We start from the raw sequence: 18,911 nt of genomic DNA, 5'->3' as shown, positions 1-18,911 counted from the left end.
GGTCCGGCCCCGCCCGGCCGCCGGCGCCGCCGCGCCGGCGGCGGACCCCCGCCGTTCAGCGGACCTCGGCCAGGCGGGCGAAGACGACGACGTTGCCCTGGTAGCCGGTCTGCTTGGTGTAGTCGCCGCCGCAGGTGATGAGCCGCAGTTCCGGCGTTCCCTTCGAGCCGTACACGCGGTCGCCGGGGAAGTCGCTCTTCTCGAACACCTCGACGCCGTACACCTCGAAAACCGCGGTCGTTCCGTCCTCGCGGTGGATCTCGACGTGGTTCCCCTTCTTCAGGGCACCCAGTCCGTAGAAGACCGCCGGGCCCATGTGGTTGTCGACGTGGCCCACCACGACGGCGGTTCCCTTCTCGCCGGGGGTGACGGCGCCGGTGAACCAGCCGGCCAGGTTCGGATCGTCCGGCGGCGGTGCGGCGACCCAGCCGTCGGAGTCCACACCGACCGGGGTGACGGGCGCGTCGACCTGGATGAGCGGGATCGTGACGCGGTCGGGCTCCGAGTGCCCCAGGGACGGCTCGGCGGTCGTGGCCGTGGACGGCGGGGCGGAGGGCGGACGGCCGGCATCCGGCGCCGCCGCCTTCGCGGGCTGCGGCGGACCTTGGTCGAACTCTCCCGAGCCGTTGCGGATGAGGGCGAGCCCGGCGAGCAGGACCAGCGCTATCACGCCCCAGGGGGCACGCCCCCGCCGCGGCTGCGGCTCCTCCTCTTCCGTGATCCCGGACAGCCCGCTCGCAGACATTCGCCATCCCCTCTCGATGCGGCCGTCACCGCGTCATCCGCGCATGGCAGCACGCTAAGTCCGCCGCGCGGAACCGGCGACGGGGCGGAAGCGAACGGGTGGCGGACCGTATTTCCGTGCGCCATCCGAGGCGAGCCGTACGGGGGCTTCCTGACAACCTGTGACCTGCGCCGACAACCAACGGGGTGAATTCACCGGCCCATTGGCTCACCAGGTCGGACCAGTGCCGAAATGCGTCCGCGTACCGGGCATCCGAGGGTTTTTCCGGGAGGTGCTTTCTCGCCGATCGACCGGGTACGGGCCCCCGGGGCGCCTTCCGCGGAGGAACACATGTCCATCATTCGTACCCCCCTGGCGGTCCTGGTGGCCGCCGTGACCGCCGTGGTCCTGGCCGCCGCCCCCGCGGCCGTCGCGAACGGCGGCGACGCCCCGGTCGGTCGGGACGTCGGGCCGGACAACGGTCGGATCGGAGGGTTCGGCGATGGCCAGGGCAGTGAGGCCGGAGGAGAGGGGGGTGGGCCCGGAGGAGAGGGGGGTGGGCCCGGAGGGGATGGGGGTGGGGCCGCAGGAGAGGACAGCGGCCCCGGGGACTGGTCGGGCGGCGCACAGTGCAGCGATCCCGACGGCGGACCGGGCGGGGAACCCGGCGACGGTCCGGCCGGCCTCCGCAACATCTCGGTCCTGCCCGGTACCGTCGCCCGCGGCGGGCAGCTGACGATCACGGTGGAGGGCTGCCGCACCGGCGGGGACGCCACGTCACGCGCCTTCGCGACGACACCGCTGCGCCCGTTCGACGGGTCCGGCGGGACGGTCCGGGGAGTGGTGACGGTCCGTCAGGACGCGCGCCCCGGCACGTACGACATCACCGTCGACTGCGCCGGCCGCACTCTGACCCACCCCGCGGCGTTCACCGTGGTCGGCGGCGTCCGCGCCGGTCTCGGCGCCGCCACGGCGACCGGCGCCACCAAGGCGGACACCGTCATCGGCACCGGGCTGCTGGTGGCCGGCGTCGTCGGGGGCGGCATCTTCTGGGCGCGCCGCCGTGCCGGGAAGCGCGGTTGACGCCACCGCTCCCGCCCCGCGGCCACCGCCCCGGCCATCGTCCCGGCTCCGCCTCGCGTGGACCTGGGCGGTGGCCGGGGCATGAAATCTGTGCCGCCCCCGCGGTCACGTCTTCGCCCCGGGCCCGCGCACGGGCCCGGCGCGAAGGCATGGAACGACGGTCCGGCAGGGGTGTCAGGCGACGCCTTCCTCACCGGTGCGGCGGCGCGAGAGGTAGTACGCCGCGCCGACCGAGCCGGCGATGAGTGCCGTGCCCATGCCGACCTCCTTCAGGTCGAAGCCGGCGATGGTGCCGCCCTCGCCGGCGCGGACGCCGTGCTGGAAGTGCTCCGGCTTGCCTCCGCCCCGGCCGCCGCGGCCCCCCTCCTCGTCACCGCCGTCGTCGGAGCGGCCACCACCGCCTCCGCCGCCGTAGGAACGGCTCTCACCGCTCCCGCCGCCGTAGGAGCCGTCACCGCCGCTGGCGACGGCCGCGGGTGCGGAGAGGGTGAGGGCGCCCAGGCCCAGCAGTGCCGCCGAAACGACGCGTATTACGCGCATGGTGAATCCTCCGGTCCCCGAGGAGCAGCTGCGGACCTCTTCCGCGTGCGCCTGAAATGCACCTCGATGATCGAAACGCTAAGAACATGTGCGGCCGGGCGCGATCGCACCCGGGCGAACGGGGCAACCGTGTGGGCCGCACAGGGGACGGCGTTCCTGCGGCCGGGGGACGCGGCCGGTGGGAGCGCGTCAGCCCGGCCGGGGCGCAGCGGGTGAGGGCCCGTCAGCCGGTGACGCCCGGGAACATGTCCAGGAAGGGCGCCGTCGACGACGCCAGCCCCCGGCTGTAGGGCGCGTCGAAGTCCCAGATCAGGAAGAGGAGGAAGGCGATCAGCGCGGAGAACAGTCCGGCGAGGACCAGTTCCCGTGTCGTGCGCCGGATCTGCAGCACGAACACCATCCCCACGGTGATCACGGCCCCGGCGATCAGCCCGAACCACACCACGCCCGGCATCGTCGCCCCGGTGGAGTCCGCGCGGGCCGCGCGGGCCTGGTCGGCGGCGGTGACCTGGTCGACGAGCGGCTGGTAGGCCTGCGCCTCGAAGTCCGACTTCGGCTGGTAGTCGGTGACGTCGGCGCGGATCTTCTGCAGCAGCTCGTCGCCCCGCTTGGTGATCCGGCCGTGGTCCACCATGCTCTTCCACTCGGTGGTGACGACGTGTCCGACATAGGCGTTGACATCGGACCGGACCAGGTCGCGCTCCGCGGGCGGATAGACCCGGACCCGTTCGGAGATCTCGTGCAGGGCCTGCGCCTCCGCCTGGACGTGGTCCTGAGCGGCGACCCGGGCCTCCCAGACGCCCGCGATGGCCAGACCCAGCACGATGGCGTACACCACGCCGATCCACATCGTCATGTACTCGATGACGTCCGGCGTCTCACTGGGGTCGTCGTCCTCGGTCGCCGTGCGGTGCCGTACGAGGGTGATGACGACGACCACGGCGCAGGCGGCCAGCATCGCGAGGACGAGAACAAGCCATTCCGACAACAGGTGCCTCCAGGGTCAGCGCGGGCGGAGCGCGGCGACGGCGACCAGGGCGGGCACCGCGATGAGCAGGACGTAGGTGATCGGTGACGGTGCGCGCGGGGGCGCGTGCCGGTGCGGCCGGGCTTGGTACCGCGGGAAGGTGACCGGCTTCACGGACGGGCGGGGGGTGGGTGGGGTGGGCGTCGGGGTCGGGGTCGGCTCGGGAGGTGGCCGACGGGCCGGGGGCGGTGGTGCGGGCGGTGTGGGCCGGGGTGCCGGGGGAGCGGGGGCCGGGCGGGCGGGCGGCGGCTTCGGCCGCGGCTTCGGCGGTGGTGTCGGCCGGGGCGGGGGCTTCGGCGGGGCCGGCGGAGTCGGCGTGGGTGTGGGACTCGGGCGGGGCGGCGGCGTGGGGGTGGGCGTGGGCGTGGGTTTCGGGCACGGGGGGAACGGCGGCCAGGAGCCGCCTCCTGCCACCGCCACCGCCACGTTTCCGCCCGGGCCCGTGGACGCGTAGGCGCAGGCGTCGGCGGCGGCCGGCGCGGCCGGTGCGCCCACGCACGTCCACGCCACGGTCGCCGGCGCCAATACCCGCAGCACCAGGGCGAATCGGGTCGGTCTCGGTCGATGCACGACGGAGATCATGAGCTGTTCCGGGCCCCTGCACTCCGACGCGCCGGGCGGATTGGTCCGAAGGGGGGAAACGGGGCCGGGCGAGGTTTGGCCGGGCGATTCCCCGACCGTCCCCGATGGGCACACGCGTACGGTGCGGTGACGCCGGACGGAGGAGGAAGTCGGGCCGCGATGGAACGCGGGTGTCTCTCCCGTGCGTACCCAGGGCCGTGCGGCGGCGCAGCAGGGTGCCGCAAGTCGTCCTGAACGATGGGGAGTCGACGATGACACCTCCTGGCGCAACGCATCACTCCTGGCGACGGCCGCGGCCGTACTGGCGCTGACGACGGCGTGCGGCCAGGACGGCGCACCCACGGCGGGCAGCCAGAACGTCGGCGCGACGGCCCCGGCCGCCGGCCTCGACGGCTCCGACAACGACAACGACAACGACAACGGCTCCGGCACCGGCTCCGGCACCGGCACCGGCACCGGATCCGGAGCCGGATCCGGCCACGGTCCGGGCATCGGCGAAGCCGACGCCCACGGCTACGGCGCCGACGGCCCGCAGGGCCCCGCGGGCGACGCGGACTCCACAGGCAGCGGGGGCCGCACGGGCACCGCAGGCGCTGCGGGACGCACGGGCACCGCCGGGCGGCTGGGCGTCACCACCGACCCCGGCCTGGGCAAGGTCCTGACCGACAGTGCCGGCAGGGTCCTGTACCGCTTCGACCAGGACACCGCCGCACCGCCCGCGTCCCGCTGCGACGGCGACTGCGCGACGGCCCGGCCCCCGGTCCCGGCGGACGACGCCACCGCCGGTGCCGGCGTCGGCAAGGCCCTGCCCGGCGCGGTCACGCGCTCCGACGGCACCCGTCAGCTCACCGTCGCGGGATGGCCCGTCTACCGCTACGCCGAGGACACCGAGACCGGACAGGTGAACCGCCCAGGGCGTGGGCGGCAAGTGGCACGCCCTCGCGCCCGACGGGAAGAAGGCCTCCCTGGCGAGCCTGCCGGGCCTCTCCGTACGCAGGACCGGACTGGGCGACATCGTCGTCGACCGGCACGGCATGACCGTCTACCGCTTCCCGGAGGACAAGGCATGGCCGAAGTCCGTCTCGGCCTGCGCCGGAGCGTGCCTCAAGAAGTGGCCGGCCGTGGCGGCGGTCCGGGCGGGGGACACCGAGGGCGTGGCCAGGAAGGGCCTGATGGGCTTCACCCGGCCGGACGGCGTGGAGCAGATGACCGTCGACTGCTGGCCGGTCTACTCCTGTTCCGGCGGCAAGGCGCCCGGCGACACCTACGGGCAGGGCGTCGGCGGCACGTGGTACGCCGTGTCCCCCGACGGAAGGGCCGCCGGCGCGCCCAGGAAGTGACCGCACCGGTCAGGAAGTGACCGCACCGGTCAGGAAGTGACCGCACCGGCCAGGAAGTGACCATACCGGTCAGGAAGCGGCCGTACCGGTCAGGAAGAGACGGCGCCGGCCGGCCCCGGCCGCCCGCTCCGCGCTCCACGCAGGGGGCGGTCCGGCGTGTGCCGGAGCACACGCGCGGGGACTCTCCACCATGCCCGCACATCGGCGCAATCCACCGTGATGCGGGCGCCCGCCGGGCGCGTGCGCCGCAGGTGGTGACCGGGAACGGATGGTCAATTTCCGTTTCCGCTCGCCCCTTTGGCGGGCGATCAGTAGCCTCAGCTCGAACACCGGATCGCCTACGTTGTGGAGAGAAGATGGAGCGTCCCGCCTGGGCCCCACGGAGCATCGACATCTCGGTGCCGAGCGTCGCTCGGATCTACGACTACTACCTGGGCGGTTCGCACAACTTCGAGATCGACCGCGAAGCGGCCCGCAGGGCCATGGAGTTCATGCCGGGGCTGCCCAAGATCATGCAGGCGAACCGGGCGTTCATGCGCCGCGCCGTGCGTTTCGCGCTGGACGAGGGCATCACCCAGTTCCTGGACGTCGGTTCCGGCATCCCGACCTTCGGCAACGTCCACGAGGTCGCCCAGAGCGCCCGCCCCGGCGCCCGCGTGGTCTACGTCGACCACGACCCGGTGGCCGTCACGCACAGTCAGTCCGTCCTCGCGGACAACGACGACGCGGACGTGGTCGCGGCGGACCTGCGCAAGCCCCATGAGATCCTCGCGAGCCCCCAGTTGCAGCGGCTGATCGACCTGAATCGGCCAGTGGCGCTGCTTCTCGTTGCCATACTTCACTTCGTGGAAGACACGGACGACCCGTACACCGCGGTCGCCGAGCTGCGCGACGCGCTCGCGCCCGGCAGCCTGCTGATCCTCACGCATGCCTCGTACGAGGGAATCCCGTTGCCGCCGGAGCGGAGCGAGGGTGCGGTCGACGTATACAAGGGCATCCGCAATCCGCTGATCATGCGCTCGCGCGACGAGATCGCGCGGTTCTTCGAGGGGTACGACATGGTGGAACCCGGACTGGTGCCGATGGCGCGCTGGCGGCCTCAGACGGCGCCGGAGGACGAGGATCCTTATGCCTTCTCCGGTTTCGCCGGCGTGGGGCGTACGGCGTGATCACGCAGCCGGACGGGCCGGAGGACAGACTGCGCCGGCTGACGACGATCTGGAGTCGGGCGGTCTTCCCGGTGACCTCCACGTCGCTGACCCGCCCGGAGATCGAGGAGCAACTGCTGCCGCTGGCCCGCCGGCTGAGCGGTGCACTGCGCGCCAGGGCGTTCGACGCGGCGGAGGGCGAGGCGGTCGGCGCCGCGCTGATCGGGGCGCACTGCACGGCGCCCGAGGCACTGAGCCGCTCCCTGGACTGCGTGGACGCCTACCTCGTGCTCTACTGCGGCGAGGACGGCGACCCGGAGGACCTGCGGGCCCGCTCCTCGCGGCTCCAGCACGCGATGGCCGCCGGGTTCGCGCGGGCGCTGCGCGAGCGCACGCTCACCGAGCAGGAGGCCATCGCACAGGCCGCGCTGCGCGCCCAGGGCGTGGTCGCGCAGGCGCTGCACGCCAGCGAGGCCCGGTTCCGCGCGGTCTTCGAAGGCGCGGCCATAGGCATCGGGATCGCCGACCTGGACGGCAACGTCCTCCAGGTCAACGGCGCGCTGCTGCGCATGTTCGGCGGCTCCGAGCAGAACATGCGCGTGCGCAACGTCCGCGAGTGGACGCACGCCGACGACGCGCCGCAGATCTGGCGGCTGTACGAGGAACTGGTGCGCGGCGAGCGCGAGCACTACCACGTGGAGAAGGCCTTCAACCGCCCCGACGGCACGGTCCTGTGGACCAACCTGACCGTCTCCCTGCTCCGCGACCCCGACGGCAATCCCCAGTACCAGCTGGCCCTCATGGAGGACACCACCGAGCGGCGGCTGCTCAACCTGCGGCTGCGCTACGAGGCCACGCACGACGCGCTCACCGGCCTGCCCAACCGCACGCTGTTCTTCGAGCGCCTGGAGAAGGCGCTGGCCGCGGGCGAGGGACGCCGCTTCGGCCTGTGCTACCTCGACCTGGACGGCTTCAAGACCATCAACGACAGCCTCGGCCACGCGGCCGGCGACCGGCTGCTGGTGGAGGTCGCCGACCGGCTCCAGGGGTGCGCGACCGCGCCCGGCGAGATGGTCGCCCGGCTCGGCGGAGACGAGTTCGTCGCGCTGACCACGCGCCCCGACAGCCGCACCGAGGTCGACGACCTCGCCGCCCGCATCATGAACGCGCTGCTGGCCCCCGTCCGCATCGACGGGCGGGAGCTGACCGTGCGCGGCAGCATCGGCGTCGTCGAGGGCCCGGTGGGGGAGCGCAGCGCGGCGGAGGTGCTGCGCAGCGCCGACATCACCATGTACCGGGCCAAGTCGGCGGGCGGCAACCGCTTCGAGCTGGCCGACCCGGAGGCCGACGCCCGCGCGATCACCCGGCACGGGCTCACCACGGCACTGCCCACCGCACTCGACCGGGGCGAGTTCTTCATCGAGTACCAGCCGCTGGTGCACCTCGGCGACGGCAGCGTGCGCGGGGCGGAGGCGCTGGTGCGCTGGCTGCACCCGCAGCACGGCGTGCTCGGCCCCGACCGGTTCATCCCGCTCGCCGAGCACACCGGGCTGATCGTCCCGCTGGGCCGCTGGGTCATGGAGCAGTCGGTGCGCCAGGCCCGCGAGTGGCGGGAGCTGCACGGCGACGGAGCGGCCGGAGCGCTGCGCATCAACGTCAACCTCTCGCCGTGCCAGCTCACCCACCCCGGGCTCGTCCAGGACACCGTCGACATCCTGGAGCGCACGGGCGTGGCCCCGGACGCGCTGTGCCTGGAGGTGACCGAGTCGGCGCTGATCGGCGCGGACGACGACCTGCTCAAACCGCTGCGCAGGCTCGCCGAGATGGGCGTCGACATCGCCCTGGACGACTTCGGCACCGGCTACTCCAACCTGGCCAACCTGCGCCGGCTGCCGGTGAGCGTGCTGAAACTGGACCGCTCCTTCACCCAGGGCATGCAGCAGTTTCCGGCCGACCCCGTCGACCTCAAGATCGTCGAGGGGATCGTCGCCCTGGCCCACAGCCTGGACCTCGCCGTCACGGTGGAGGGCGTGGAGACCGGCGCCCAGGCGGAACAGCTGCGGATACTGGGCTGCGACACGGCCCAGGGCTGGTACTACGCCCGCCCCGGCCCGCCGGACCGGCTGCACGAACTGGCCCTGGCGGACGCGACGGGTTGAGGAGCGGGGCGAGGGCCCGGGCCGGCCCTCGCCGTCATCGCCGTACGGGTCGCGCGCGCCGCGCCGCCGAAGCGCAGGCGCGCGGGCGCTCCGAAGGGGCCGCGGGGCCCGGGCCGCGCGCGCTGTACCTGTACGGTCCGCTCGGTGCCGCTCGCCCTCACAACCCCACGGGGTGGACCCCGGCGGCCGGTGCCGGCTCGGCCCCGGCCTGAGCGGCGCCCAGGGCCGCGGCCAGGTCGGTGGCGATCCGGACGAGCGCGGCGGTGGCCGTCGAGCGTGACTGCTGCGGCCAGGCGATCGTCATCACGGCCGGGGGCGCGTCCGTGACGGGGCGGTAGGCGACGCCGGGGCGCGGGTAGCGCCGGGTCACGGAGGCCGGCAGGACGGCGAACAGTTCGCCGAGGCCCACCCGGGTCAGCAACTGCGCGAGATCCTGGCCGTGGCGCCGGGAGCCGTCGATGAAGCGGTCGAGGTCCCCGTCCCGCCGTCCCAGGCCCAGGTCGTCCAGGGTGAGACGGGTGCGGGCGGCGAGCGGGTGGCTGGCGGCCACGGCGGCCACCCGCTCCTCGGTGGCCAGCGGCTCGCCGTCCAGGCCGGTGCGGTCGTACGGCTCGTGGGCGAAGGCCACGTCGGCCTCGCCGCGCCGCAGCAGCGCCGGGGCCTCCCCCAGGCCGCACAGGCGGACGGTGACCGGCACGGCGGCGGGGTCGGCGGCGAAGCGCTCCAGGACCGGCTCCAGCAGTCCGGCGTCGCCGTCCGCCTTCATCGCCAGGACCAGCCCGGCCTGCGGCGCGGCGGCCCGCTGGGCCCGGCGCCCGGCCGCCTGCAACGCGTCCAGCGCGATCCGTGCCTCCTTGAGCAGCACCTCGCCGGGCGGGGTCAGCGCGACGCTGTGCGTGGTCCGCTCGAACAGGGTGACGCCGAGATCCGCCTCCAGACGGCGGACGGCACGCGACAGGGGCGGCGGCGAGATGCCCAGGCGCTCGGCGGCGCGGGCGAAGTTGAGTTCCTCGGCGACCGCGACGAAATAGCGCAGCGGACGGGACTCCACGGCTTCCGCGGCTCCCACGGCGTCCAGGGCTTCCACGGCTCCCCCTCGATCGGTATTGCCTCCAGGGTAACAACCGGGATCGGATCGGTCCTTCAGTTCCGGGGGCCCCGGACGCAGGATCGAGCGAGTTCCTTCCTTCTCTCGTTCCTCCCTTCTCCTGGAGTGTCCGTGATCGTCGTCACCACCCCCACCGGCCAGATCGGCCGGCAGCTCCTCGACCGCCTCCTCGACGCCCCGGACGCCGGACCGCTCAGGGTGATCGTCCGTGACCCCGCACGCCTCGCGCCGGCGGCGCGGGACCGTGTCGAGGTGTTCCAGGGCTCGCACAGCGACCCCGACGTGCTCGGGGCGGCCTGCGCGGACGCCGACCGGGTGTTCTGGCTGGTGCCCCCGTCACCGGTCACCGACAGCGTCGCGGGCCACTTCCGCGCCTTCACCGAGCCGTTGTGCGAGGTGATCGAGGCGCGGGGCGTCCAGCGTGTGGTCGCCGTCTCCACCCTGGGCCGCAAGATCGCCGAGAACGCCGGGCAGATCTCGGCGTCCCTGGCCATGGACGAGCAGATCATGTCCACCGGCGTGCACTACCGGGCGCTGTGCCCGCCGTTCCTCATGGAGAACCTGCTGGGACAGGCGCCCTCGATCCGCGACAGCGGCGTGTTCCGCATGCCGTCCGACACCCCACACGTCGCACACGTCCTGCGCACCTGCGCCACCGCCGACATCGCCGCCACGGCGGCCCGGCTGCTGCTCGCGGACTCCTGGAGCGGGCAGGAGGACGTCCCCCTGGTGGGCCCCGACGCGCTGACACCCGAAGGGATGGCCGAGGTGGTGTCGCAGGTGCTGGGCCGGCCCGTCCGGATGGAGCGGGTCGGCATCGAGGACTACCGGAGGGCGCTGCTGGGCCGCGGCGCGAGCGAGGCCGTGGCGCAGGGCATGGCCGACATGACGCGCGCCATCGATGAGCAGGGCTTCTACGGTGCCGCCGCCCCGAGCACCCCCGAGACCGCGCCCACCGCCTTCCGCCAGTGGTGCGAGGAGGTGCTCAAGCCCGCCGTCCTCGGCTGACCCCGGCCGGCCGGCCGTGCGCTGTCCGGGCCGACCGGCCGGGGTCAGCCCCGGGCGGCCTGCCGCAGCAGCCCCGCGTCCCCGGCTCACCGCTTCCGGCCCGCCCGTCGCACCGCTTCCGCACGCTCCCGGCCCGCCCGTCGCACCGCTTCCGCACGGTCCCGGCCCGCCCGGCTCACCGCTCCAGCAGCATCCGCTGCAGCTCCCTGGCCGCCCTGGGCGGGGCCACGTCGCTGCGGTGGGCCAGGGCGATCGTGCGGTGCAGGCCGGGGCGGGCCAGCGGGGTGACGCGCAGGCCGCGCCCGGAGCGGGCGGCGACCATGCGCGGGACGACCGCGACGCCCAGGCCGGCCCGTACGAAGCCCAGCACGGCGTCCATCTCGCCGCCCTCGACGGCGAAGTCCGGATCGAAGCCCTCGGCGCGGCACGCGGCGACCGTCAGCTCCCTGAGGTCGTAGCCGTGCCGGAACATCACGAGCCGCGCCCCCTCCAGGTCCGCGATGCGCACCGTCCGCCGCCCCGGGGCGCCGGGCGGGGCGGCCTCCGGCGAGGACACCACGACCAGGTCCTCGCGCAGCAGCTCCACCGTGGTCAGCGCGGGGGAGGGGGTGGGCAGCGGCAGCACGACCAGCGCCAGGTCCAGGGCGCCGCGCGCCAGCTCCCGTACCAGGTCGTGCGAGCCGCTCTCCTCCACCAGCAGCCGGATGCCGGGGTAACGGTCGTGGAAGGCGCGCAGCACGTCCGGCAGCAGGCCCGTGCACAGGCTGGGCGTCGCCCCGAGCCGCACCCGGCCACTGCGCAGCTGCACCAGCTCCTGCACCTCGTGCCGGGCGGTGTCCGCGTCGGCGAGGATGCGCCGGGCCAGCGGCAGCAGCGCCTCGCCGGCGTCGGTGAGCGTGATGTTGCCCCGCGCCCGCTGGAACAGGTCGGCGCCCAGCTCCCGCTCCAGCGCCTTGATCTGCTGGGAGAGCGAGGGCTGGGCGACATGGACCAGGTCGGCGGCCCGGGTGAAGTGCCGCGTCTCGGCGACCGCCACGAAGTACTGGAGCTGCTGGAACTGCATCCAGCCACGATAGCCCTTCCCTATCGAAACGAGCCGGACCATGTCTTGGACCGATGGGCCTCCACGGCTCTAGCGTCATGGCCATGGCTCTGGCAACGCGGACGGACCGACGGCCGTCCATGGCGCGCACGGTGTGGCACTCGACCGTCGGCAAGAAGACCGTGATGGCGGTCAGCGGCCTGATCATGCTGCTGTACCTGGTCGCCCACATGATCGGAAACCTGAAGATCTACTTCGGGGCGGGCGAGTTCAACCACTACGCGCACTGGCTGCGCACGGTGGGCGAACCGTTCATGCACTACGAGTGGACGCTCTGGATCGTCCGGGTCGTCCTCGTCGTCGCCGTGGTCGCCCACGCGGTCTCGGCGTACCAGCTCAGCCGCCGCGACATCAGGGCCCGCCCGGCCAAGTACGTGCACGCCCGGCCCCGGGCGAGCTACGCCACCCGCACCATGCGCTGGGGCGGGATCATCCTCGGCCTGTTCATCGTCTGGCACATCCTGGACCTGACCACCGGCACCGTGCACTCCGGCGGCTTCCAGGAGGGCCACCCGTACCAGAACGTCGTGGACACCTTCTCCACCTGGTACGGCGACGTGATCTACATCGTCGCGATGCTGGCGCTCGGCCTGCACATCAGGCACGGCTTCTGGAGCGCCGCCCAGACCCTCGGCGTCGGCAGCCGGCGGCGCGATCGCGCCCTGAAGACCGTCGCCGACGTCCTCGCAGTGCTGCTCACGGCCGGCTTCATCGCCGTTCCGGTGGGCGTGATGACCGGAGTGGTGAGCTGACATGACCTCCTACGCCGACTACACGACCGGCGAGCCGGTCACCGACACCAAGGCGCCCTCCGGCCCGGTCCAGGAGCGCTGGGACAAGCGCCGGTTCGAGGCCAAGCTCGTCAACCCGGCCAACCGGCGGGGGCAGCGGATCATCGTCGTGGGCACCGGCCTCGCGGGCGGCTCAGCCGGCGCCACCCTCGCCGAACAGGGCTACCACGTCGTCCAGTTCTGCTACCAGGACTCCCCGCGCCGCGCCCACTCCATCGCCGCGCAGGGCGGCATCAACGCCGCCAAGAACTACCGCAACGACGGCGACTCGATCCACCGCCTCTTCTACGACACCGTCAAGGGCGGCGACTTCCGCTCCCGCGAGTCCAACGTGCACCGGCTCGCCCAGATCTCGGTGGAGATCATCGACCAGTGCGTGGCCCAGGGCGTGCCCTTCGCCCGTGAGTACGGCGGCCTGCTCGACACCCGCTCCTTCGGCGGCGTCCAGGTCTCCCGCACCTTCTACGCCCGCGGCCAGACGGGCCAGCAGCTCCTGCTCGGCGCCTACCAGGCGCTGTCCCGGCAGATCGCCGCCGGGAACATCGAGATGCACCCGCGCACCGAGATGCTCGACCTGATCGTCGTCGACGGCCGGGCGCGCGGCATCGTGGCCCGCGACCTGATCACCGGGAAGATCGACACGTACTTCGCCGACGCCGTCGTCCTCGCCTCCGGCGGCTACGGCAACGTCTTCTACCTGTCGACCAACGCCATGAACTCCAACGCGACCGCGATCTGGCGGGCGCACCGGCGCGGCGCCTATTTCGCCAACCCCTGCTTCACCCAGATCCACCCCACCTGCATCCCGCGCACCGGCGACCACCAGTCCAAGCTGACGCTGATGAGCGAGTCGCTGCGCAACGACGGCCGCATCTGGGTGCCCAGGGCCAAGGGCGACACCCGCCCGCCCGGCGAGATACCCGAGGACGAGCGCGACTACTACCTGGAGCGCATCTATCCGTCCTTCGGCAACCTCGTCCCGCGCGACATCGCCTCCCGCGCCGCGAAGAACGTGTGCGACGAGGGCAGGGGAGTGGGCCCCGGCGGCCAGGGCGTCTACCTCGACTTCGCGGACGCCATCGAGCGGATGGGCCGCCGGAAGGTCGAGGAGAAGTACGGCAACCTCTTCGACATGTACGAGCGGATCACCGCGGAGAACCCGTACGAGGTGCCCATGCGGATCTACCCCGCCGTGCACTACACGATGGGCGGGCTGTGGGTCGACTACGACCTCCAGACCACCGTCCCCGGCCTGTTCGCCATCGGCGAGGCCAACTTCTCCGACCACGGCGCCAACCGCCTCGGCGCCTCCGCGCTCATGCAGGGCCTGGCCGACGGCTACTTCGTCCTGCCGGCCACCATCAACGACTACCTGGCCCGCCATCCCCGCAAGGACGAGGTGAGCGCCGACCACCCCGTCGTCCAGGAGGTGCTCGCCGAGACCGAGGACCGGCTCCACCTGCTCCTCGCCGTCGACGGCGACCGTACCCCCGACTCCTTCCACCGGGAACTGGGCGAACTCCTGTGGGAGCTGTGCGGCATGGCCCGTACCGAGTCCGGACTGCGCAAGGCCCTGGAGCGCATCCCGCAGATCCGCGAGGAGTTCTGGCGGCGCATCAAGGTGCCCGGCACCGGCGAGGAGTTCAACCAGTCGCTGGAGAAGGCCAACCGCATCGTCGACTACCTCGAACTGGCCGAGCTGATGTGCCTGGACGCCCTGCACCGCGCCGAGTCCTGCGGCGGGCACTTCCGCGAGGAGTCCCAGACACCCGACGGCGAGGCCGCCCGCAAGGACGACGAGTTCGGCTACGCCGCCGCCTGGGAGTTCACCGGCACGGGAGAGGCCCCCACCCTGCACAAGGAAGACCTGGTCTTCGAGTACGTCCACCCCACCCAGCGGAGCTACGCATGAAGCTCACCCTGCGCGTCTGGCGGCAGAAGAACGCCGACGACGACGGCACCATGTCCACCTACCAGGTGGACGGCATCTCGCCCGACATGTCCTTCCTGGAGATGCTGGACGTCCTCAACGAACAGCTCATCCTCGCCGGCGAGGACCCCGTCGCCTTCGACCACGACTGCCGCGAGGGCATCTGCGGCGCGTGCAGCCTGGTCATCAACGGCGACGCGCACGGCCCCGAGCGCACCACCACCTGCCAGCTGCACATGCGGTCCTTCAGCGACGGCGACACCATCGACATCGAACCGTGGCGGGCCGCCGCCTTCCCGGTGGTCAAGGACCTGGTCGTCGACCGCTCGGCCTTCGACCGCATCATCCAGGCCGGCGGCTACATCTCCGCCCCCACCGGTGCCGCGCCCGAGGCCCATGCCACCGCCGTACCGAAGCCCGACGCCGACTTCGCCTTCGAGCACGCCGAGTGCATCGGCTGCGGCGCCTGCGTCGCCGCCTGCCCCAACGGCGCGGCGATGCTCTTCACCTCCGCCAAGATCAACCACCTCAACGTCCTGCCGCAGGGCGCGCCCGAGCGCGAGACCCGGGTCCTCGACATGGTCGCCCAGATGGACGAGGAGGGCTTCGGCGGCTGCACCCTGACCGGGGAGTGCGCCACCGCCTGCCCCAAGGGCATCCCGCTCGTGTCGATCACCGGCATGAACAAGGAGTGGCTGCGCGCCACCCGCAAGGCGGCCAGGAGGTAGGTCCGGAAGACGTTCGCCGAGGGGGCGGACGGGCGGGGCCGGGAGTGGTGCTCATCCCCGGCCCCGTCTGCTTGCCGCGCGGCACGCCGTTCAACGAGACCACATCCGCGCTCCTGCCACCGGTCACGCGCAGGCCAACCGGCATCGGAAGAACAGGACCGGCAGCCGGGACCGCCCGGCCGTCCGCACCGCCGAGCCCGGCCCGCGACCACGGAGGCAGCCATGACCGGCGTCAGCGCACTCGATCGCCCCCCGCAGCCCACGGCACCCACCCGCTACACCGTCACCCTCGCCCGCGACGAGGCCGACGTACGCGCGGCACAGCGCCTGCGCCACGACGTCTTCGCCGCCGAGATGGGCGCCCTGCTCACCACCCCCGAGCCGGGCCACGACATCGACGCGTTCGATGCGTACTGCGACCACCTGCTCGTGCACGACACCGTGACCGGCCGGATCGTCGGCACCTACCGACTACTGCCCCCGGAGCGCGCCGCGATCGCCGGACGGCTGTACGCGGAGGGCGAGTTCGACCTGAGCCCGCTCTCGGCGATCCGGTCCGCTCTGGTCGAGGTCGGCCGCTCCTGCGTGCACCCCGACCACCGCGACGGCGCCGTCATCGGTCTCATCTGGGCCGGCATCGCCCGCTACATGGCCGACCGGGGCCACGCGTGGCTCGCCGGCTGCTGCTCCGTGCCGCTCGCCGACGGCGGTGCCCTGGCCACCGCCACCCGGCAGCGGGTGAACGCCCGGCACCTGGCACCGGCCGAGTACCGGGTACGCCCCCTGCTGCCCTGGACGCCGGACGGCGGCGCCCCCGCCGCCCGCGGCGAACTGCCCGCCCTGCTGCGCGGCTACCTCCGGCTGGGCGCCTGGGTGTGCGGCGAACCCGCCCACGACCCCGACTTCGGCGTCGCGGACTTCTACGTCCTGCTGCCGATGGGCCGTGTCGACCCGCGCTACCTGCGGCACTTCCTCGCGCTGGCACCGGCCTCATGAGCGGCCGGCTGTCCGGCGCGCCCTGCACCCCGCGGGCGTGCGTGGACCCCACGGCGCCGGTGGCCGCCGTACCGAGGGCCGTCCTGCGGCTCATGGCGGTCGCCGTCCTGGTGCTCGGCGGGATCGCGTTGTCGCCGCTGGGCGGGCGGATCCCCGCCGGCTGGGTCGGACGCTGGTGCCGGGCGATCGCGCGGGCGGCGGGCGTGCGGGTGCGGATCTCGGGCACGGCCGCGCCCACCGGCGGCCTGCTGCTGGTGGCCAACCACATCTCGTGGCTGGACGTCCCGCTGCTGGCCGCCGTGCGCCCGGCCCGGATGCTCGCCAAGTCGGAGGTCCGTCGGTGGCCGCTCGTGGGCCCGCTCGCCGCCCGCGGCGGCGCCCTGTTCATCGAACGGGACCGGCTGCGGGCCCTGCCCGGCACCGTCGCGCTCCTCGCCGAGACGCTGCGCGCGGGCGCCGCGGTCGCGGCCTTCCCCGAGGGCAGCACCTGGTGCGGGCGCGGCCGGGGCCGTTTCCACCGGGCCGTCTTCCAGGCCGCCCTCGACGCGGGCGTACCGGTGCAGCCCGTCACCATCGGCTACCGCCGCGCCGGAGGAGCGACCAGCACCGCACCCGCCTTCGTCGGCGAGGACACGCTGGCGGCCTCCCTGTGGCGGGTGGTGCGGGCCCGCGGCCTGGTCGCCGAGGTCGCGGTGCGCCCGGTCATCCCGCCGGGCAGCCACCGCGACCGGCGGGCACTGGCCGGGGCCGCCGAGCCGGCCGGGGCCGCCGGCCCCTGCCGGACGTACGACGCCCCTCGTGCGGTGCCGCCTCAGATGCGCCGGACCGTGTGCAGCGAGCGGGCGTAGGTGCCCGTGCCGTCCAGCAGGGAGGCGCCGCCGAGGTCGGACATGGTGGGCCCGTCGACGGTCTTGCGGCTGGACAGGAAGCGGCGCTTGCCGGCCGCGTCCGTGCCCAGGTGGATCCCGACGTGGTCGACCGTCACGACCTGCCCGGCGGGGTCGTCGTCACCCGAGTCGGCGTTGAACAGCACCAGGTCGCCGGGCTGGAGCTGGGCGGCGGCGGGCGGTGCGGTCCCGTCGGTGCGGTCGACGAGGACCCCGGGCGCGTGGTCGGCGATGTCGCGGGACTTGCGCGGTATCCGCTCCCCGGAGGTGTCCGCCCCCGCCGCCATCGGCACGCCCATGTGGTAGCCGTAGACCATGCGCGTGTAGCCCGAGCAGTCCAGGTTGCCCACCTGCTTGCTCGACGGGCCCGTGTAGGCGCCGTCGGGGAAGGTCCAGCCGACGTTCATGTACTCGTGGAAGTCGGCGCCCTCGTAGCGGTAGCCGTGCGGATCCAGGTAGCCGTAACCGGCCTCGCCCAGCACCTGCTTGCCCAGCGCGGGGCCGTCCCCGGCGGTGACCGCGGGCGCCCCGGCCAGGAACATGGCGGCGTACGCGAGGACGTCCGGCGCGGTGGACCCGGCCCAGCCGCGCACGGTCTGTTCCAGTTCCGCCGTCCAGGTGCCGTCGAAGGGCTGCGGCAGCACCCGCACCCAGTCGCCGTGGGTCACGCTCGGCGGTGCGGCCCAGTTCGCGGCGTCCACCTGGAAACGGCTCACCATCAACTTGACCGGCAGGTTCGTACAACCCTTGTTGGCCAGGGCGCGCAGTCCCACCCGGCCCTTGCCGAAGGTCGTGTCGGTGACGTCCACGGCCCACGCGGACGGTTCCGCGGCGTCCGCCCGCCAGGCCTTGGCCCGGATCCTGGCCCCCTCGCGGCGCACCCGGACCGCCCAGTCGGTGCCCGCCGGGCTGCCGGTGGCCGATGTGACGGCCGGGGCGAGCTGGGTGACCGTGTCGGCGACCTCCTTCTCCACCCGCAGCTCCACCGCGCCGGTGGTCAGGAAGGACAGCCGGGCCCGGTAGTTGTTGTGGGTGTCCTGGTAGCCGAAGGACAGCGCGTAGGAACAGGCCTGTCCGGTGGGCACCTTGTCGAACCGGGCCACGGACCGCACGTCGACGTCGGTGATCTCGTCGTCGCGCAGGCTCGCGTGGCGGCTGGCGTAGTCGGTGGTCAGCGCGATCACACCGGTGCCGGGCACGACCGAGTAGTCCGTGGCGTCGGGGCCGAGCGTGGACCAGCTGCCACCGCCCGGGGAGGTCCCCCAGTAGGCGCGCTGCTCCGCCGGCAGCGAGGTGTCCGGCAGCGTGCGCCCGAAGTCGTCCACGAACGGCCGCTTGTTCTCCGCGAACGTTCTTCGCGGGCCCGGCAGCAGTACCGTCCGGGCACCGTGCGTCAGCAGCGCGACCCGTCTGCCCTGGGAGGTGACCTCCGTACGGGCCGGTGTCCCGGGGAGCACGGCGGTGGTGAGCGGGGCGGTGAGCGTCACCGGGGTGAACCAGGAGGCGTCCAGCGGCGGCAGGGTCACCGAGGAACGGGCGGAGGTCAGGCCGGGCGGTGCGGGCAGCGGGTCCACGGCCGCGCCCGTGGCGTCGGCGACGGCGGCACGGGCGGGAGCGGCGGCCAGGGCGCCCAGGGGGACGGCGGCGGCGGAGGCGGCGAGCGCGGTCAGCAGACCGCGACGGGAGGTGTGTGTCATGTCCACCATCATCGGGTACGGCACGGCGGCCGGACCTGCCGGACCTGCCGGACCTGCCGGA

General features: G+C 73.5%; 16 protein-coding genes and 1 pseudogene. 10 read left to right on the top strand and 7 right to left on the bottom strand.

Annotation, left to right across the window (positions count from 1 at the left end; translation table 11 throughout):
- Window positions 1-55 precede the first annotated feature (55 nt).
- Window positions 56-745 carry a class F sortase gene (locus tag AB0G56_RS21350; RefSeq protein WP_360971567.1) on the bottom strand — a complete coding sequence of 230 codons (690 nt, stop codon included), beginning with the start codon at window positions 743-745 and terminating at the stop codon, window positions 56-58.
- 330 nt (window positions 746-1,075) lie between these two features.
- On the opposite strand from AB0G56_RS21350, the gene AB0G56_RS21345 reads away from it, so the two are divergent.
- On the top strand, window positions 1,076-1,807 hold the full coding sequence (locus tag AB0G56_RS21345) for a hypothetical protein (RefSeq protein WP_360971564.1): 732 nt from the start codon (window positions 1,076-1,078) through the stop codon (window positions 1,805-1,807).
- A gap of 174 nt (window positions 1,808-1,981) precedes the next feature.
- Here the strand turns inward: AB0G56_RS21345 and AB0G56_RS21340 are convergent, their stop codons facing one another.
- The 3 genes from AB0G56_RS21340 to AB0G56_RS21330 form a co-directional block, all read right to left on the bottom strand.
- Entirely contained in the window at window positions 1,982-2,347 is a 366-nt protein-coding gene (locus tag AB0G56_RS21340; protein ID WP_360971561.1) for a hypothetical protein, read from the bottom strand.
- Between the two features lie 223 nt (window positions 2,348-2,570).
- On the bottom strand, window positions 2,571-3,335 hold the full coding sequence (locus AB0G56_RS21335) for a DUF4239 domain-containing protein (protein WP_360971558.1): 765 nt from the start codon (window positions 3,333-3,335) through the stop codon (window positions 2,571-2,573).
- 15 nt (window positions 3,336-3,350) lie between these two features.
- The gene (locus tag AB0G56_RS21330) at window positions 3,351-3,488 is read right to left on the bottom strand and encodes a hypothetical protein (RefSeq protein WP_360971555.1); all 138 of its coding nucleotides are present in this window, start codon (window positions 3,486-3,488) and stop codon (window positions 3,351-3,353) included.
- A gap of 769 nt (window positions 3,489-4,257) precedes the next feature.
- On the opposite strand from AB0G56_RS21330, the pseudogene AB0G56_RS21325 reads away from it, so the two are divergent.
- The 3 genes and pseudogenes from AB0G56_RS21325 to AB0G56_RS21315 all read left to right on the top strand — a co-directional run bounded on the left by AB0G56_RS21325 (window position 4,258) and on the right by AB0G56_RS21315 (window position 8,603).
- Window positions 4,258-5,296: pseudogene (locus AB0G56_RS21325) on the top strand (SCO0930 family lipoprotein).
- 356 nt (window positions 5,297-5,652) lie between these two features.
- Complete coding sequence (locus AB0G56_RS21320) at window positions 5,653-6,465, top strand: SAM-dependent methyltransferase (protein ID WP_360971552.1); 813 nt, start codon at window positions 5,653-5,655, stop codon at window positions 6,463-6,465.
- A complete protein-coding gene (locus AB0G56_RS21315) occupies window positions 6,462-8,603 on the top strand; it encodes an EAL domain-containing protein (protein WP_360971549.1) in 2,142 nt (713 codons plus the stop codon). Before AB0G56_RS21320 ends, AB0G56_RS21315 begins: the two co-directional genes overlap by 4 nt.
- A gap of 157 nt (window positions 8,604-8,760) precedes the next feature.
- On the opposite strand, the gene AB0G56_RS21310 is transcribed toward AB0G56_RS21315, so the two are convergent.
- Window positions 8,761-9,654, bottom strand: a complete 894-nt coding sequence (locus AB0G56_RS21310) for a LysR family transcriptional regulator (RefSeq protein ID WP_360971882.1) — start codon at window positions 9,652-9,654, stop codon at window positions 8,761-8,763.
- Between the two features lie 168 nt (window positions 9,655-9,822).
- Here AB0G56_RS21310 and AB0G56_RS21305 point away from each other — a divergent pair, with 168 nt between their 5' ends.
- Window positions 9,823-10,719, top strand: a complete 897-nt coding sequence (locus AB0G56_RS21305) for an NAD(P)H-binding protein (protein ID WP_360971546.1) — start codon at window positions 9,823-9,825, stop codon at window positions 10,717-10,719.
- A gap of 175 nt (window positions 10,720-10,894) precedes the next feature.
- On the opposite strand, the gene AB0G56_RS21300 is transcribed toward AB0G56_RS21305, so the two are convergent.
- The gene (locus AB0G56_RS21300) at window positions 10,895-11,782 is read right to left on the bottom strand and encodes a LysR substrate-binding domain-containing protein (protein WP_360971543.1); all 888 of its coding nucleotides are present in this window, start codon (window positions 11,780-11,782) and stop codon (window positions 10,895-10,897) included.
- Between the two features lie 119 nt (window positions 11,783-11,901).
- On the opposite strand from AB0G56_RS21300, the gene AB0G56_RS21295 reads away from it, so the two are divergent.
- From AB0G56_RS21295 to AB0G56_RS21275, 5 genes are all read left to right on the top strand, one after another.
- The gene (locus tag AB0G56_RS21295) at window positions 11,902-12,573 is read left to right on the top strand and encodes a succinate dehydrogenase (RefSeq protein WP_360971880.1); all 672 of its coding nucleotides are present in this window, start codon (window positions 11,902-11,904) and stop codon (window positions 12,571-12,573) included.
- A 1-nt stretch (window position 12,574) separates the two neighbouring features.
- Window positions 12,575-14,524: a fumarate reductase/succinate dehydrogenase flavoprotein subunit gene (locus AB0G56_RS21290; protein WP_360971540.1), complete on the top strand. Its 1,950-nt coding sequence runs from the start codon at window positions 12,575-12,577 to the stop codon at window positions 14,522-14,524.
- Entirely contained in the window at window positions 14,521-15,270 is a 750-nt protein-coding gene (locus AB0G56_RS21285; protein ID WP_360971538.1) for a succinate dehydrogenase/fumarate reductase iron-sulfur subunit, read from the top strand. Before AB0G56_RS21290 ends, AB0G56_RS21285 begins: the two co-directional genes overlap by 4 nt.
- Window positions 15,271-15,492: 222 nt before the next feature.
- The gene (locus tag AB0G56_RS21280; RefSeq protein WP_360971535.1) at window positions 15,493-16,266 is read left to right on the top strand and encodes a GNAT family N-acyltransferase; all 774 of its coding nucleotides are present in this window, start codon (window positions 15,493-15,495) and stop codon (window positions 16,264-16,266) included.
- Window positions 16,263-17,114: a lysophospholipid acyltransferase family protein gene (locus AB0G56_RS21275; RefSeq protein WP_360971532.1), complete on the top strand. Its 852-nt coding sequence runs from the start codon at window positions 16,263-16,265 to the stop codon at window positions 17,112-17,114. The genes AB0G56_RS21280 and AB0G56_RS21275 overlap by 4 nt, the downstream gene beginning before the upstream one ends.
- Here the strand turns inward: AB0G56_RS21275 and AB0G56_RS21270 are convergent.
- Window positions 17,078-18,850 carry a hypothetical protein gene (locus AB0G56_RS21270; RefSeq protein ID WP_360971529.1) on the bottom strand — a complete coding sequence of 591 codons (1,773 nt, stop codon included), beginning with the start codon at window positions 18,848-18,850 and terminating at the stop codon, window positions 17,078-17,080. The two genes, AB0G56_RS21275 and AB0G56_RS21270, sit on opposite strands and share 37 nt — an antisense overlap.
- Between the last annotated feature and the right edge of the window lie 61 nt (window positions 18,851-18,911).

The sequence above is a fragment of the Streptomyces sp. NPDC021356 genome, from assembly GCF_040641015.1.
Classification (GTDB): domain Bacteria; phylum Actinomycetota; class Actinomycetes; order Streptomycetales; family Streptomycetaceae; genus Streptomyces.
The sequence above is the reverse complement of the archived record's forward strand: the minus strand, read 5'-3'. Positions and strand labels throughout refer to the sequence as shown.